Consider the following 15,154-nt stretch of genomic DNA (forward strand, 5'->3'; position numbering starts at 1 on the left):
CGATCAAGGAATCAGCAGGTATTGGTCATTGCTTGCAATGTTCTGCCCGCCTAGTATCTGTTTCCATACACAGTGAAGTCGCAAGTGTAAGCGCAAAAAATACAAAGTGGAGACGAGACCATGCCTGACCCTATTCCAGCGCCGCGCAAGCCGGACTACGAAGACGTCTATAGCGCATTTCGTATCGAAGCATTGCGAGAGCAGTTCCAAGGAGACTTCGAGACGGGCATCAACGCCTGTGTCGAGTGCTGTGATCGGCATATCGAAGGAGAAAATATCGCTCTGGATTTTGTCTCCATACATGGAGAGCATCAACAATACAGTTTTGCGCAGGTTCGTTCGATGGCGGCACGGGTGGCCAATCTGCTCAAGCAGCAAGGCGTACAGCCCGGCCAGATCGTGGCCGGGATGCTGCCGCGCACGCCGGAGCTATTGGCCACGGTACTCGGTACGCTGCGCGCCGGTGCGGTCTATCAGCCTCTGTTTACGGCCTTCGGCCCCAAGGCGATAGAACATCGGCTGGCGTTGAGCGGTGCCAGGCTGGTCGTCACCAATGTGGTCAATCGGACCAAGCTGGATGAGATCACCAATTGCCCGCAAGTCTGTACCGTCAGGGAGAGCGGTGACCCCTTGCGCGCTGGTGATATCGATTTTCGCGCGGCCGTGGACGCGCAATCCGATGACTTCGCCCCGGTCATGCGCAGGGGCGGTGACCTGATGCTCATGATGTCCACCTCCGGCACCACAGGCGCGGCCAAGGGTGTGCCGGTGCCGCTGTTGGCCCTGCAGGCGTTCTCTGTCTACATGCGCGAGGCAGTTGGCCTGCTGCCGCAGGACAGATTCTGGAACATGGCCGATCCGGGCTGGGCCTATGGTCTCTATTACGCCATCATCGGTCCCTTGGTCATCGGTCAGGGCATTACCTTCAACGAAGCCGCATTCACCGTCCAGGGAACCTACGAGATCATTCGCCGCCTGGGCATTACCAGCCTGGCCGGCGCCCCCACCGCCTACCGCATGATGATGGCCGCGGGCGAGGAAGCTGCCGCTATCGTCAAGGGCCGGTTGCGCGCCGTCAGCAGTGCCGGCGAACCACTGAATGCCGAAGTAGTACGCTGGTTCGCCAGCGCCCTCGATGTCCCCATCCATGACCATTACGGACAGACCGAACTGGGCATGGTGGTCAACAACCATCATGCCTTGCGGCACGAGGTCGTGCCTGGGTCGGCCGGCTTTGCCATGCCAGGCTATCGTGTGGTGGTGCTTGACGACAATCGGCAGGAACTCGGAGCGAACCAGCCCGGCGAACTGGCCATCGACATTGCGCGCTCGCCGCTGTTCTGGTTTTCCGGCTACTGGAAGCAGGAGACGCCTGCCATTGCCGGCGGCTATTACTCTACCGGCGATAACGTCGAGCTGGAGAAAAACGGCAGCATCAGCTTCATCGGTCGTTCCGATGACGTGATTACCTCGGCCGGCTACCGGATCGGGCCATTCGATGTCGAAAGCGCACTGCTGGAGCATCCTGCGGTGGCCGATGTGGCCGTCATCGGCCTGCCCGACCCGGAGCGTACCGAGATCGTCAAGGCCTTCGTGGTCCTCTCGGACAAGTTCAAGGCCAGTGATGAATTGGCGGAACAATTGGCGCAACACGTCAGACGGCGCCTTTCCGCGCATGCCTATCCACGTGCCATCGAGTTTCTCGATGCGCTGCCCAAGACGCCCAGCGGCAAGCTGCAGCGTTTCGTGCTGCGCAAGATGGAAGCAGACCGGCGTGCTGACCACTCCTGAAACGCGATGATCGCGTTCGATGCAATCCAGAATAACCGAGGAGAAACAATGGCCATCAAACATGGTGTCTATGTCGTTACCGGCGCCGCTTCCGGGCTGGGCGCCGCGACGGCTGCGCAGCTCATCAGGGCCGGCGCGCAGGTGGTGCTGGCTGATGTCAACCCGGTGGCCGGTGAAAAGATGCAGGCCACACTGGGCCTCAATGCCAGATTCGTATTAACTGACGTCACCAGCGAGGCCAGCGCGCAGGAGGTCTTCGATGTCGCCAGCGCCATGGGGCCGCTGGTCGGCCTGGTCAACTGCGCCGGCATTGCGCCGGGCGAGAAACTGCTGGGCAAGAACGGTGTGCATCGATTGGACAGCTTCATGCGTGCCCTCAACATCAATCTGGTAGGCTCGTTCAACATGGCGCGGCTGGCGGCGCAGCACATCAGCGCCGGCCAGGCCGACGCAGAGGGCGAGCGTGGCGTCATCATCAATACGGCCTCGATTGCGGCCTTTGAGGGGCAGATGGGGCAGGTGGCCTATGCCGCCTCCAAGGGCGGGGTGGTGTCGATGACTTTGCCGATGGCACGCGAGCTGGCGCGTCATGGCATCCGCGTCATGACGATTGCACCAGGCATCATCGAAACCCCCATGATGCTGGGGATGCCTGAGGAGGTGCGGGAATCTCTGAGCCGCAACGTACCTTTCCCACCTCGGCTCGGCAAGCCTTCCGAATTCGCTGGCCTGGTCATGTACATCCTGGAAAACCGCTACCTGAATGGCGAGGTCATCCGCATGGATGGCGCGCTCCGTATGAGCGCCACGTAGCGACACCTGGCGAGATGCGTCAACAAGCGTGATGAACGAAATATGAATGAAGCTGCAAAAGGAAAAAACATGTCCGCAGACCCGGTTGTGATTGTGTCGGCCGCCCGTACCGTCATGGGCAGCTTCCAGGGCGCACTGGCTGATCTGTCGGCGCCGCACCTGGGTGCGCTGGCGATATCGTCTGCCCTGCAACGCGCCCGGTTGTCTGCGCAGCAGATCGCGCAGATCGAACAGGTATGGATGGGCTGTGTGCTGCAGGCAGGCCTGGGGCAGTCTCCTGCTCGCCAGGCTGCCTTGCGCGCCGGGTTGTCGCAGTCGGTAGCCTGTGCCACCTTGAACAAGGTCTGCGGCTCGGCCATGCAGGCCGTCATGTTGGGTCATGACAGCATACTGGCCGGTTCCGCGTCGATGGTGGTGGCAGGCGGCATGGAGTCGATGTCCAATGCTCCGTATCTGCTGCCCAAGGCGAGGCGCGGCTACCGGCTGGGGCACGACAGGTTGCTGGATCACATGTTCCTCGATGGACTGGAAGACGCCTATTCGGACCAGTATCGTGGCCGTCTGATGGGAACCTTCGCCGAGGATTGCGCCAGCGAGTTCGGTTTCACCCGCGACCAACAGGATGCCTACGCAGTCCAGTCCACCCTGCGGGCACGCGAGGCGATCAGCAGCGGCGGTTTCGACTGGGAAGTGGTTGCTGTCGAAGTGGCGGGAAAGAAGGGCAGCGTCGTGATCCGTCAGGATGAGGGGCCGATGGCGGTGAACCTGGAGCGCATCGCTACGCTCAAGCCAGCCTTCCGTAGCGATGGGACCGTCACTGCAGCCAATTCTTCTTCCATCTCTGACGGCGCGGCGGCCCTTGTGCTGATGCGCGAATCGGAGGCGTTGAAGCAAGGCTTGATGCCCTTGGCCAGGATACTGGGTCATGCGTCGTATGCCGGCGCACCCGAGAAATTCCCCACCGCACCCATCGGCGTGTTACGCAAGATATTCGCCAAGACCGGGTTGAATGCCGCCAGCACCGACCTGTTTGAAATCAACGAGGCGTTTGCGGTGGTGCCCATGGCGGCCGGCCGGGAACTGGGCATCGCCATGGAGAAGATCAATGTCCATGGCGGTGCCTGTGCACTAGGGCATCCTATCGGTGCTTCAGGGGCGCGCATCATTGTGAGCCTGTTGGGAGCACTCAAGGCGCGCGGACTCAAGACGGGCATCGCCAGCCTGTGCATCGGTGGCGGTGAAGCGACGGCCATCGCCCTGGCGCTGTCGTGACGGTCGAATAGCGTTTGCATGGAGAAAGAGATGGACATGTTGCTGAGCCCCGAGCATGAGATGATTCGTGATGCCATGCGTCAGTTTGCACAAGAACGCCTGTTACCCTTTGCCGCAACCTGGGATAGACATCACACCTTTCCTGCCGAGGCCCTGAAGGAACTGGCCGGATTGGGCGCGATGGGGATGTGCGTGGCGGAGCAGTGGGGCGGTGCCGGCTTGGATTACATGAGCCTTGTGCTGGCCTTGGAAGAGATTGCCGCCGGTGACGGTGCCACCTCCACCATCGTGTCGGTCCAGAATTCCCTGGCCTGTGGCATCACCGAGAAATACGGTAGCCCGGCCCAGAAGGAGCAGTGGCTCAAGCCGCTGGCACGCGGCGAGATGTTGGGTTGCTTCTGCCTGACCGAGCCACACACCGGCTCGGACGCGGCAGCCATCAGGACCAGAGCCGAGCGCGATGGTGACTATTTCATCCTGAACGGGACCAAGCAATTCATCACCAGTGGCAAGCACGCTGCGGTGGCCATCGTATTTGCCGTCACCGACAGGGCCGCTGGGAAGAAGGGCATTTCCTGCTTCCTGGTGCCGTGCGATACGGCGGGCTTCGTGGTTGGACGTAGTGAAGAAAAGATGGGGCAACATGCTTCGGATACGGTCCAGATCATGCTCGATCACTGCCGCGTTCCGGCCACCGCCTTGCTTGGCAAGGAAGGGGATGGCTACCGCATCGCCTTGTCCAATCTCGAAGCCGGCCGGATCGGCATCGCCGCGCAGAGCGTGGGCATGGCGCGTGCGGCCTTCGAGGCCGCCGTCAGCTATGCCCGGCAGAGGGAATCGTTCGGAGTACCCATCATCGACCACCAGGCCGTCAATTTCCGCCTGGCCGACATGAACACCTTGCTGGATGCGGCCAGGCTCATGGTGTGGCGGGCTGCCCAGTTGAAGGATCAGGGGCGTCCATGTCTCAAGGAGGCATCCATGGCCAAGATGTTCGCCTCCGAGGCAGCCGAGAAGATTGCCTCCGATGCGATCCAGATTCATGGTGGCGTCGGTTATACCAGCGACTTTCCGGTCGAGCGCATTTATCGTGATGTGCGCATCTGTCAGATCTATGAGGGGGCCAACGATATCCAGCGTCTGGTCATTGGTCGGGCCATCGCCAGTGATCAGGCGTAGTCTTGAAGCTGACGCACTTCGAATGCAACAATAAAGGCTGCCAACCGGCAGCCTTTATTGTTTGGGGGCACCGGGCCCTAGTGCGACAACAGACTCTGCGGAGTACAGCCGAAGGTCGCACGGAATACCCGGCTGAAGTGGGACAGATCGGAGAATCCGGAGTCAAGTGCTGCGGTGGTGACATTGCCGGCATTACCTTCGGTGAGCGCACGGTAGCTGGCTTGCAGTCTCACCCGGCGCAGCACATCCATGGGAGTCTGGTTGTGCTGGGCAAAGGCGCGTGTCAGTGTTCGTTCGGACACGTGGTGAGCTGCGGCCAGGACGTGGAGATTGAGTTGCGGATCAGCATAGTTCTCACGCAGATAGGCAATAACGCGTTTGTAGAGATCGTTCTTTTCTGCCGCAGCTGTCCTGGAACCTGGTGCGGCCAGGCTCAAGGCGAGTACGTCCAGCAAGGCGGCGCTGTAGCGCACCGCCGACTCGGCATCGTTGAATTCGCAGGCGCTTGCCTCTTCCAGCATCGAACGCAGCGCCATCACACCGGGCCTGCTGGTGTCGATCAACTGCGCTGTCATGTGTTCGGCCTCGGGACAGCGGCTCAGCAGGGATTTGCGCGGCAAGCGCGTCAGATAGATTTTCTCGGGGCCCAGTGCGAACTCGAAAGGACGGGCGCCATCGTACAGGGCCATATCGCCCGATTGCAGGCGCGTCTGCCTGCCATCCTGTGCCAGATGGGCTTGGCCACTGATCATGAAGGCGAGCCATAGGTCATCATCGGGATTTGAGCGAATATGGTGCGCACTACGTTGCCAATGGTGCAAAGGCGAACTCATGATGGCCATGTCGAGCATGCCGATGGAATTCACGGACATGGCGCCGTCGAAGACAGGTGCTCCCAATAGCTTGCTGTCCGCCTGAAGGCAATGACGACAAACGACATCATTCCAATACTCGAAGCGCCGTGGCGCTTCGACGACCTCAGTGGTGTATTGAGCCTTCATAAGGGGCACTCCTGACGTATCGAGTCGATGCAGACATGCTGTGGCTGATTACCGGGCTGGCGAATGACCTTGGCTGGCTGGTTTCGTGCAGCGTTGTGGCTGCTGAAGGACCGATCTCCGGTAACAAAGTATCCGTCAGATGAACGCGCCAGGGCAATAGAATTTCATGCGTCGCTGCCAATGGTGCTACATGTTTTGTGCAAAATTTATGCCTGCCTTCGACTATCCGGGCAAGGTGTCCTGAAGGGGGAATTTGATTGATCGATTGCGCATCGTCTGAGACAGTCAATCGCCTGAAAATCGGCCAGGGGGAAGGAGTTTCTGCATGGCGCAGAAATGGAAGAAGACCAGAGTAGTGTCGCTCCATACTCTGCCGGAGATACGGAAAAGGACGAAAAAAACCACTGGGTGGGTGCGCCAGTGGTCGTGCCGATGAGCTGTCGGCTGAGCAGTCAGGGAGTGTTTCTGCTCAGGAAGTCAGGGCGTCACGCAACATGCCTGTTTTCGGATGGCAGTTGATGTATTCCAGCCATTGCGTGGCACCATCGGAGACCGACACTTCGTGATAAAGCCTGAGTTTTTTCAAGCCGGTGACGACCTTGAAGAAGGTGGTGAAAATGCGCAGGTGGGTGGGATGTGATTCGGCCCAGCGTTCCAGCAGATCCAATGAGCGCCAGTGGCCGATGTCGTAGGCGATATCGAGCAGGTTTCCATCCAGGTCCACGTTGCGCACGAAGCGATTGCTGTAACAGCCGATATCCTTTCCCTGGTCGCGCAGAAAGTCCATGCCATCCTGCAACGGTGGCAGCATCTCGTTGAAATAGAGTGCGCGCTCCTCCGGGTCGGCATCAACCCAGTCCTGGCCGGAGCGAATCAATGCGATGTTGTCATGGCCCTTGAGCACCACCCGGCCGCCTTTGGCGGGGGCGCCGGAGATCACTTCCAGCTGGCCGGAAGGGCGCATCCGGTCCACTTGTGAAGCGGGGATGCGATCACGCATCGATCCCCAGTAGCCGTGTTCTTCGATGTCATCGCTGATGCGGTCCATGACGGCGCCCACGCCTGGCAGATCTTCCTTGAAGGCATACAGGGTCTCGAACTGTTCGGCGCGTGGCGAGAACACTTCCTTGAAGTAGCCGATGCCGTCGGCGAGTCGGGCCTCGCTATCCCACCATCCGGCCACTTCGGGAGAGCGCATCCAGCGGCAATAGCGGCCTGCATCACGCCAATATCCGACAACGATGAAGTTGCCATAGCCTTCATTGTCGAGGTGATAGCTCATGTCATGGTTACCTGGTCCATCGGCCAGACTGAAGCTGGCGACGATGTGGCGCATGGCCTGCAGCGCATCCGCACGTTTTTCTTCCTTGAACTGGATACCGAGGTAGGCCATCGTCACCTGGGTCAGGCTTTCGTCAGCGCGACCGACCCACATCGGGAAGGGGGGCTGGTAATCGTCGCCAACCCGGCGCGAAAGAGTACGAGGGCATTTGAGGTGCTGGTCGATTGCGGATTCCATGTGGGATCTCCTTCTTTTGAAAATATCAGTGCAAAGTGCTGCTGGCCTGTTGCTCGAACGCGGCAGCACCGTGTAGTTGTGCCCAGGCATCGGGACCTGCTTCGATTTCGACGGTGGTCAGCAAGCAGGCATCGAGCTCCTCGGACAGCAGGTCCCAATCAATGCCCTGGCCGATGAAGACCAGTTCCTGCCGGCAGTCGCCGACCAGCGCGTCCCACTTTTCCTGGATGCCTTGCCGACGATAGGTGTCCTGTGGCCATTGATCTTGCGCGATGAAACGCCACCACCGCCCCACGAAGCCCCACTGGAACTGGCCCCCGGTCTGCACCAGCATGGTGATGTCCGGGTATCTGCTGGACATCCAGAGATAGCCTTTGCAGCGCAGCAGGCGACCATTGCGCCAAGGACGTCCCAGCCAATCCAGCAGGCGCCCCGGATGAAAGGGCAGTCTTGCGCGATAGACACTGGAGGAGATGCCGTAGGTGTCGGCCTCCGACGGCGAGTGATCGCTCTCCATGGTCTGCATCCATCCTGGCATTCTGGCCAAGCTGGGCAGATCGAACAGTTTGGTATCGAGCACCTGGTTCAGATCGATCTGCCCATGCGCCATCGGCAGAATCCGTGCAGTCGGATTGAGCCTCTGCAGAACCGCCTTGAGCGCGGTGAAGGCGCTGGCATCGATCAGATCGACGCGGCTGACCAGGATCACGTTGGCATACTCGACCTGTTCGATGAGCAGGTCGGAAAGCGGGCGTGTGCTGGCACCATCGGCCTGAGTGACGGCGGCGTGTTCAGACAATTGCTGTTCGAACGTTTCGCCGTTGACCACCGTGACCAGTGTGTCCAGTCGCGCCAGTTCGCTCAGGCTGAAGCCATCGCTGTCGAGAAAGGCAAAGGTCTCCGCCACCGGAATGGGCTCGGAAATGCCGGTCGATTCGATCAGCAGATAATCGAAGCGGCCCGACCTTGCCAGCGCGCTGACCTGCTCCAGCAGGTCGGCGCGCAAGGTACAGCAGATGCAGCCATTGCTCATCTCCACCAGCTCATCGTTGCCACGGTAAAGTTCGGTGTTGCGCCTTACGTCGTCGCCATCCATGTTGACTTCGCTCATGTCGTTGACGATCACCGCCACTTTCATTCCGGCCCGGTTGCGCAGGATATGGTTGAGCAAGGTGGTCTTGCCAGATCCGAGAAATCCCGATAACACCGTCACCGGGATTCTCTGCGCCTGAGCATTCATCAATACCTCGGGCGCCGGTTTGTTCATGCACGTCCACCTTGTTGCGGTACTTTGTCCAGATAACCTTCGAACAGGTCGACCACCACGAAGCCATCATCGCAGGCATCTCCCCACACATCGCGGTTCCTGAACTGAACGTGATAAGTCGGCTGCATCACGGCACTCTTGTCACCATGACCGATGGTGTCCGGGAAGGGCCACTGTTCGGTAGTGCGATGGAGCACCACGCCTTCTTTGCCACGGACATAGCCAGGGCAGCGGATGTGGCCGGTGACACGTTCGTCGCGCACCAGCACGCGGTCGCCGACTTCGAAGGGCGGGCGGCCGGTGATGGCGGGACGGCCCTTGGACTGCGCGGGGCTGGCCAGCTTGAAGTGAGAGCCCAGCGCTTCGTCGAGCTCCTGCTGGGTGAGCACGCCTTGCTCAACCAGCAGCGATGCGGTGGCGATGACATAGCGCTCGTAGTACTGGGTTTGGGAGTGCTGGCGGAATTCGATGCGTTCCACCGCGTGACGCACTTCGTCCACGCTGAAGAGCTTCATGTGATCGGCACCCAGGAACATCAGGGTGTAGGCCAGGTGTTCCCAGTCCTGCTTGAAGACCTTCTTGTAATCGAGGCTGTTGATGGTATGCGGAATCCGGCCGAAGCCCTGAACGCCGCCGAGGTCGTGAAAGCCATCCATGTTTGAATCTCCAGTGATTGAATATGAAATAAAAGCCAAGCTGCGGTGGTGCAGACCGGTGCTCAACCCACCTTTGGCAGGGCCACGCCGATGAGCACGTCCTTGGTGATGAGCTTGCTGAGCGCCTCTTCGCTCCAGCCTTCGGTACCGGCCGGGCGCATCGGCAGCACCAGGTAACGGGTCTCTGCGCTGGTGTCCCAGACTTTCACGGCCATGTCCTTGGGAAGTTCGGTGCCGAGTTCAGCGAGCACCGTGCGTCCCTCGCGCACCAGGCGGGCACGGAATTCGAAGCCCTTGTACCACTCCGGCGGCAGGCCCAGTACTGGCCAGTTGGTGCAGGAGCAGAGACTGCAGACGATCACGTTCTTGAGTGTGGGCGTGTCTTCGAGCGCCACGATGTATTCGCCCTGCGGGCCGGTGTAGCCGAACTGTTCGCAGGCGGCGGTGCCATCACGCAGCAGCAGTTCGCGGTATTGCGGGTCGCTCCAGGCCTTGGCCACTACGCGGGCACCATTGGCCGGGTCGAACTTGTTGGCCAGCAGATCGGTCAGGCCTTCGATGTAGCCTTCCGGGATCAGCTTCTTGTCGTTGAGAACCTTGAAGAGCGCCCAGGCCCGTTCACCCGGGGTGGAAGTTTGTGCGGAAGAGGATGGATTGCTCATGATTTTTTGACTCCTGGCTTGAAAATGCGGGGTGGTAAAAAATGCCGGTAAGAACTTCACGAAAGAAACATCAGTGCTGCTGCCAATCCACGCTGGCCTCGAAGGCTGCCGCTGCCTGATAGAGCGTGGTTTCGGCGTAGTGTTTGCCGACCAGCATCAATCCCACGGGCAAGCCATCGAGCGTGCCACAGGGAACGGACATGGCCGGGTGGCCTGTGATGTCCAGCGGTGCGGTATTGCCAATCATCTCGAAGGCGCGCGCGACGTACTCGGCCAGGGGGCAGCCTGCGACCGGCAATGGCTGCGCGATGATGGGGACGGTGGGCATGACCAGCAGATCGAAATCGGCCAGCGCCTTGTCGTAGCCGACGCGGGCACGGCGGGCGATGTTTTGGGCCTTGGCATAGAAGCGGCCCTGATACCGGGTCAGCCCGTATTGGCCGACGAACATGCACAGCTTGAGCGTGGCCGACAGATCGTCGGCATGTTCACGCCAATGGGCGTGGTGCTGCAGGAGGCCAAGGTCGTAGAGCCCCTTCCAGTTGAAGCCCATGCCGTTGCCATGCATCATCTGCATGGTCAGGCCTTCGCAGCCGATGGGCTGCCAGAGCGCACCGGCGAGCACATGTTCCTCGACCGATACGGTGGCTACGGATGCCCCCAGTTTTTCCAATTGGGCAATCGCATCCCGCACCTTGTCTGCCACCCGCTGATCCATATTGCCCAGGGCAAAACCTTCGGTGAGGATGCCGATCTTCAGACCACGCACGCCACGATCAAGCGCTGCGGTATAAGGCTGCACCACGGGTGCGTATTGACGCGGGTCAAGGCCATCGGCACCGGCGATGACTTCCAGCATCAGCGCGTTGTCGCGCACGTTGGCGGTGATCGGCCCCACATGATCGACCGTCGCTTCAATGGGCATGACGCCGGTATAAGGAACCAGGCCATGCGTGGCCTTCATGCCATAAGTGCCGCAGAACGCCGAGGGAATGCGGATCGAGCCGCCCTGGTCGCCACCGATGGCCATGTCGGCTTCGCCTGCCGCCACCAGCGCAGCACTACCCGATGAGGAACCACCGGAACCATAGCCCTGGCGGCGCGGGTTGTGGACCGGAGCGGGATCGGAGGTATGGCTGCCGCCCGACAGGCAGAAATGCTCGCAGGTGGCCTTGCCCAGAATGGTGGCACCGGCATCGAGAAGGCGCGTCACGACGCTGGCGTCGTAGCTCGGCACGAAGCCTTCCAGTGTGGAAGAGCCGTTCGTCATGGGCACACCCGCCAGGGCCACATTGTCTTTGAGCACCACGGTGCGGCCCGCCAGCTTGCCCTCGGTAGCACCCTTGACGATGCTTTTGCAGGCCCAGGCATTGAGGGGATTGTCCTTGGCTGCCGGTCGTGCCCCAGCCGAACGCGGGTACCTGACGGCAGGAATTTCATCGGGCAAGCCATCGATGACATCGTAGGCATCGAAACTGGCCTGCATCAAGTCCAGGTATTGAGTGGCCTGCTCCGTGGTGAGCTGGATGTGCAGGGAACTGGCGAGCTCTTTGAGTTGCTCAGGGGTAGGTCGGACGATAGGCATGAAATTCGCGCTCCTGTATTTCCAATGCACCGTGAGGGTGCATTGCACTGCAATGGGAAGGTCAGCATCGGCAGTCCGCAAGCTCGGGGCGGCCACCGCGCATCGCTATCATTGGCGAGCGTCACTGTTACTGCTTGTTCGTACAGGTCATTCGTTTGTCATTTGCGGACAAGTCAGCCAGGTGTCGTGAGGAAAGATGAGAAATAGTTTACGTATTTCTGTCTTTGCGTTCTGCAAACCAGGAAGGGCGAGACAGGCATGCAATCCGCGTCAGAGCGGGCGCGGAAAATATCGGTTTTCAAAATGTCTTGTTATGGCAAGTACCTTGGCCTGATTTGACGAGTCAGGCGGGCCTCGCCTCTTTATCTTTTCATCACCGTCGGAACGGTGCTGGCGTGTGACAACGCCTGTCCGGAACACGGCGATTCCATCCATATGAAAAGAGAGGACAAGATGAACATGAACCTGAAATCCGGGCGCCGTTTCGCCTCGTTGCGAGCGGTCCTATTCTCCATTGCCGTTGCCCTGGCGATGGGCGTGATGGCCGACGCCTGTGCCATCGATGTAGACCCGGCAGATTATGTGCCCGCGCCCGCAGGCACCACTGCCGTTCTACTGTACCAGCAACATGCCGAACGCGACTCCAGCTACAGCGGTGGTAACCGCAATCCTGGCAATCCTTTGCTGACCACTGATGTGACCATCCTGCGCTTTGTGCATTACATGAACATTGGCGGCTATACGGTGGGCCCACAGGTACTGTTGCCCTTCGCCAGTATGCGTAGTGGCCGCGATATCAAGACGCTAGGCAATGAGAATGCGCTTGGTGACCTGATCCTGGCTGCCCCCCTCTGGCTCATCAACGATCCGACGAAATCAACCTTCTTCGCTGTGGCCCCATATCTCTACCTGCCCACTGGATCGTATTCCGACAGTCGCGCGCTCAACGTTGGCGAGAACCGATGGAAGTTCGACCTGCAAGCGGGTCTGGTTCAGCAGATATCTGGTCCCTTGTATCTCGACCTGACCGGGGATGTGATGTTCTATGGCAAGAACAACGATTATGGAAGTGGTCGCGGCAGTATGCGTCAAGCACCGCTTTATCAATTGCAGTCCTATCTGCGCTACCAGTTTTCTGCCACCACCAACGCTACTGCGGGGTTGTCGCGGACCTGGGGCGGAGAAACCAGCGTCAATGGCGTGGACAGCCACGACCAACCCAATCAGTTGAAAATTTCCTTCGGTGGCAGCACCTTCGTGGGACCCAAGACGCAGCTCATGGGCAGTATCGGTCGCGACTTGTCGGTCGACAATGGGTTTAAAGAAAACTTCCGTCTGAACCTGCGATTGCTGCAGATTTTCTGATTGAGCCGGGATCCATCGTTGTGCACGCTTGATCGCTCCGATGGCTCGCGGCTTGGGTGCCGAGCTGCGGGGCGAGCAAGCCATGCTGTCTGAGTTGACCTTGAAGGATTCTCTATGAAGCTGAATATCGTGTCTCGCCTGAACCTGGTAAGTTTTGTGCTGGCACTGGGATTGCTGGGTGTCAGTAGCACGGCCTGGATTTCACTGAACAACGTCTCTGCCGTCGCCGAGCGCACTGCCAGTGTGCGGGTAAAGCAACTGGAGCGCATTGCAGATGTGGAACTGATGATCACGCGTATCTCTGCACAGTTGCGTCATACCATGCTCAATGCCCGGCAGCCGCAGGCGGTAGCCGAGATTCAGGTCACGAATGAGCGGCCCTGTTTTTTATAGCCGGCGCCAGACAGAGTTAGTCATCAGCATGTTTTAAGTAACCGCTTGGCTATTCCGCCAGTACTGTCTTGCGAATTCGGTCGGGGCAGTTATCCAATCCTCACCCAAATTCGCGGAGCCCTCAAAGTCTTCAATCAAACCACAGCCGCCCTGACCAACGGCTGCTCCGCCAAGGTATCCCGCATTAACGTCAACGCATGCTGAATATCCCCCCGACTGGCAATCCCCCCAATACAAACACGCACAGCCTGCACCGGCGCAGTAGTCACGGCAAACGCATCTACCCCCACCACCGCCACCCCATTGGCGCGCATCTGCGCCGAGAAGGTACTGGCCTGCCATCCCCCCGGCAGCTTCACCCACAAATGAAACGCCTCCGGTTCCGAGGCATACCCATGCTCGGGCAAGATGCGGGCCGCAATCTTCTGCCGCGCCATCGACTCCTTGCGGATATTGGCCAGCGCCAAATCCGCCACGCCATCGCGTATCCAATAAGTTGCCAGGGTCGAGGTAACCGGTGAAGCCATCACCGTCGTCGCACGCAGTGCCGCCGTCAGGCGCGCAGCCGAGGCGGCATCGGGCGCCACCATATAAGCGATGCGCAAACCGGCCCCCACGGTCTTGGCCAGTCCGGTGACATAGTAGGTCAGCTCGCTGCCCATGCTGGCAATGGCCGGCGGTGCTGCACGCGGCAGGAAGCCATAGGCATCATCCTCGATGATGGCCACTTCATAGTGACGGGCGATCTCCACCAGCGCCTGGCGGCGCGATACCGAAGTCGTGCAGGTGGTCGGATTGAGCAGGGTGGGATTGCAATACAGCGCTTTCGGCGCATATTGCGCACAGGCCCCGGCAAAGGCCACCGCATCAATGCCCTCATTGTCCATCGGCAAGCCGACCAGCTTGATGTTGAGATGCCCGGCCAGGGCGCGCAGGCCGGGGTAGGTCACGTCCTCGCAACAGAGCACTCCGCCAGGTCCGACCAGCATGGTCAGGATGGCCAGCAGCGCACATTGCGCCCCCGGCGTCACCAGCACCCGTTCCGGTTCCACCACCAGCCCGCGCCGGCGCAGCCACAGCGCACCGGCTTCGCGATCCTCGGGCGAACCACCGAAATCCTGGTAACGCATCAGGTCACGCAGGCGCGCATTGACCTTGTTCCAGCCCGACTGCATCAACTCCATCAGCTCCGGCGACTCCGGCTCGGGCGGCATGTTCATCGACATGTCGACGTTGGGCCGGCCCTCAGTCAAGCGCGGGATGCGCGGGCGGCGCTTGCCACAGACAAAGGTGCCGCGTCCCACCACCGAATCCACCAGTCCGCGCCGATGCGCTTCCGTATAGGCGCGCGCGACCGTGGTGAAGTCCAGGTCCAGCACCTCGGCCAGCTTGCGCTGCGGCGGTAGCCGCTGCTCGGGCTGCAGGTGGCCGGTGGCGACGTCCTCGGCAATCGCATTGGCGATGGCCAGATAAAGCGGGCCGCCACCTTTCTTCAATTTGGGAACCCACATGGCGCTGTTCTTGGTCATGGCAACTTCCTCGTTTCCTGACTTCAATATTGACCGCATCGACTGGTGTCATTGAATGCAATTTGCATTCCATCCAATCTCTGCCGTACAGGTACAAAAGTGCACCGTCTTGCATCATCCGC

13 protein-coding genes are annotated in these 15,154 nt (G+C 60.0%); 6 read left to right on the top strand and 7 right to left on the bottom strand.

Annotated elements, in window-relative coordinates; genetic code table 11:
* Nucleotides 1–120 precede the first annotated feature (120 nt).
* The 4 genes from GWL_RS01350 to GWL_RS01365 all read left to right on the top strand — a co-directional run bounded on the left by GWL_RS01350 (nt 121) and on the right by GWL_RS01365 (nt 5,055).
* Nucleotides 121–1,791, top strand: a complete 1,671-nt coding sequence (locus tag GWL_RS01350) for an AMP-binding protein (RefSeq protein ID WP_008325813.1) — start codon at nt 121–123, stop codon at nt 1,789–1,791.
* Nucleotides 1,792–1,839: 48 nt separating this feature from the next.
* The gene (locus GWL_RS01355) at nt 1,840–2,604 is read left to right on the top strand and encodes an SDR family NAD(P)-dependent oxidoreductase (RefSeq protein WP_034349705.1); all 765 of its coding nucleotides are present in this window, start codon (nt 1,840–1,842) and stop codon (nt 2,602–2,604) included.
* A gap of 69 nt (nt 2,605–2,673) precedes the next feature.
* On the top strand, nt 2,674–3,876 hold the full coding sequence (locus GWL_RS01360; protein WP_034349707.1) for an acetyl-CoA C-acyltransferase: 1,203 nt from the start codon (nt 2,674–2,676) through the stop codon (nt 3,874–3,876).
* Nucleotides 3,877–3,912: 36 nt separating this feature from the next.
* The gene (locus GWL_RS01365) at nt 3,913–5,055 is read left to right on the top strand and encodes an acyl-CoA dehydrogenase family protein (RefSeq protein ID WP_034349760.1); all 1,143 of its coding nucleotides are present in this window, start codon (nt 3,913–3,915) and stop codon (nt 5,053–5,055) included.
* A 77-nt stretch (nt 5,056–5,132) separates the two neighbouring features.
* Here GWL_RS01365 and GWL_RS01370 read toward each other — a convergent pair whose 3' ends face one another.
* The 6 genes from GWL_RS01370 to GWL_RS01395 all read right to left on the bottom strand — a co-directional run bounded on the left by GWL_RS01370 (nt 5,133) and on the right by GWL_RS01395 (nt 11,745).
* Entirely contained in the window at nt 5,133–6,056 is a 924-nt protein-coding gene (locus GWL_RS01370; RefSeq protein ID WP_008325817.1) for a helix-turn-helix domain-containing protein, read from the bottom strand.
* 469 nt (nt 6,057–6,525) lie between these two features.
* A complete protein-coding gene (locus GWL_RS01375) occupies nt 6,526–7,575 on the bottom strand; it encodes a phenylacetaldoxime dehydratase family protein (protein WP_008325821.1) in 1,050 nt (349 codons plus the stop codon).
* 25 nt (nt 7,576–7,600) lie between these two features.
* Entirely contained in the window at nt 7,601–8,842 is a 1,242-nt protein-coding gene (locus tag GWL_RS01380; protein WP_008325822.1) for a GTP-binding protein, read from the bottom strand.
* Nucleotides 8,839–9,498 carry a nitrile hydratase subunit beta gene (gene nthB / locus GWL_RS01385; protein ID WP_008325823.1) on the bottom strand — a complete coding sequence of 220 codons (660 nt, stop codon included), beginning with the start codon at nt 9,496–9,498 and terminating at the stop codon, nt 8,839–8,841. The genes GWL_RS01380 and nthB overlap by 4 nt, the downstream gene beginning before the upstream one ends.
* Nucleotides 9,499–9,560: 62 nt before the next feature.
* The gene (gene nthA / locus GWL_RS01390) at nt 9,561–10,160 is read right to left on the bottom strand and encodes a nitrile hydratase subunit alpha (RefSeq protein ID WP_008325824.1); all 600 of its coding nucleotides are present in this window, start codon (nt 10,158–10,160) and stop codon (nt 9,561–9,563) included.
* A gap of 70 nt (nt 10,161–10,230) precedes the next feature.
* Nucleotides 10,231–11,745 (bottom strand): amidase, encoded by a 1,515-nt coding sequence (locus GWL_RS01395; protein ID WP_008325825.1) that lies wholly within the window; start codon nt 11,743–11,745, stop codon nt 10,231–10,233.
* 453 nt (nt 11,746–12,198) lie between these two features.
* Between GWL_RS01395 and GWL_RS01400 the strand changes: the two genes are divergently transcribed.
* Nucleotides 12,199–13,110: a transporter gene (locus GWL_RS01400; protein WP_034349709.1), complete on the top strand. Its 912-nt coding sequence runs from the start codon at nt 12,199–12,201 to the stop codon at nt 13,108–13,110.
* Nucleotides 13,111–13,224: 114 nt separating this feature from the next.
* Nucleotides 13,225–13,503 carry a hypothetical protein gene (locus tag GWL_RS01405; protein ID WP_008325827.1) on the top strand — a complete coding sequence of 93 codons (279 nt, stop codon included), beginning with the start codon at nt 13,225–13,227 and terminating at the stop codon, nt 13,501–13,503.
* Nucleotides 13,504–13,637: 134 nt separating this feature from the next.
* Here GWL_RS01405 and GWL_RS01410 read toward each other — a convergent pair whose 3' ends face one another.
* Complete coding sequence (locus tag GWL_RS01410; protein ID WP_034349712.1) at nt 13,638–15,032, bottom strand: PLP-dependent aminotransferase family protein; 1,395 nt, start codon at nt 15,030–15,032, stop codon at nt 13,638–13,640.
* Nucleotides 15,033–15,154 lie beyond the last annotated feature (122 nt).

The sequence above is a fragment of the Herbaspirillum sp. GW103 genome, assembly GCF_000261365.1.
Taxonomy (GTDB): domain Bacteria; phylum Pseudomonadota; class Gammaproteobacteria; order Burkholderiales; family Burkholderiaceae_D; genus Herbaspirillum.

What these genes read in the sequence shown, in the direction of transcription:
- GWL_RS01360 (WP_034349707.1), top strand. Translation starts at nt 2,674, where the DNA reads ATGTCCGCAGACCCGGTTGTGATTGTGTCGGCCGCCCGTACCGTCATG.
- GWL_RS01355 (WP_034349705.1), top strand. Translation starts at nt 1,840, where the DNA reads ATGGCCATCAAACATGGTGTCTATGTCGTTACCGGCGCCGCTTCCGGG.
- nthA (WP_008325824.1), bottom strand. Translation starts at nt 10,160, where the DNA reads ATGAGCAATCCATCCTCTTCCGCACAAACTTCCACCCCGGGTGAACGG.
- GWL_RS01405 (WP_008325827.1), top strand. Translation starts at nt 13,225, where the DNA reads ATGAAGCTGAATATCGTGTCTCGCCTGAACCTGGTAAGTTTTGTGCTG.
- GWL_RS01370 (WP_008325817.1), bottom strand. Translation starts at nt 6,056, where the DNA reads ATGAAGGCTCAATACACCACTGAGGTCGTCGAAGCGCCACGGCGCTTC.
- GWL_RS01350 (WP_008325813.1), top strand. Translation starts at nt 121, where the DNA reads ATGCCTGACCCTATTCCAGCGCCGCGCAAGCCGGACTACGAAGACGTC.
- GWL_RS01400 (WP_034349709.1), top strand. Translation starts at nt 12,199, where the DNA reads ATGAACATGAACCTGAAATCCGGGCGCCGTTTCGCCTCGTTGCGAGCG.
- GWL_RS01365 (WP_034349760.1), top strand. Translation starts at nt 3,913, where the DNA reads ATGTTGCTGAGCCCCGAGCATGAGATGATTCGTGATGCCATGCGTCAG.
- GWL_RS01410 (WP_034349712.1), bottom strand. Translation starts at nt 15,032, where the DNA reads ATGACCAAGAACAGCGCCATGTGGGTTCCCAAATTGAAGAAAGGTGGC.
- GWL_RS01380 (WP_008325822.1), bottom strand. Translation starts at nt 8,842, where the DNA reads ATGAACAAACCGGCGCCCGAGGTATTGATGAATGCTCAGGCGCAGAGA.
- nthB (WP_008325823.1), bottom strand. Translation starts at nt 9,498, where the DNA reads ATGGATGGCTTTCACGACCTCGGCGGCGTTCAGGGCTTCGGCCGGATT.
- GWL_RS01395 (WP_008325825.1), bottom strand. Translation starts at nt 11,745, where the DNA reads ATGCCTATCGTCCGACCTACCCCTGAGCAACTCAAAGAGCTCGCCAGT.
- GWL_RS01375 (WP_008325821.1), bottom strand. Translation starts at nt 7,575, where the DNA reads ATGGAATCCGCAATCGACCAGCACCTCAAATGCCCTCGTACTCTTTCG.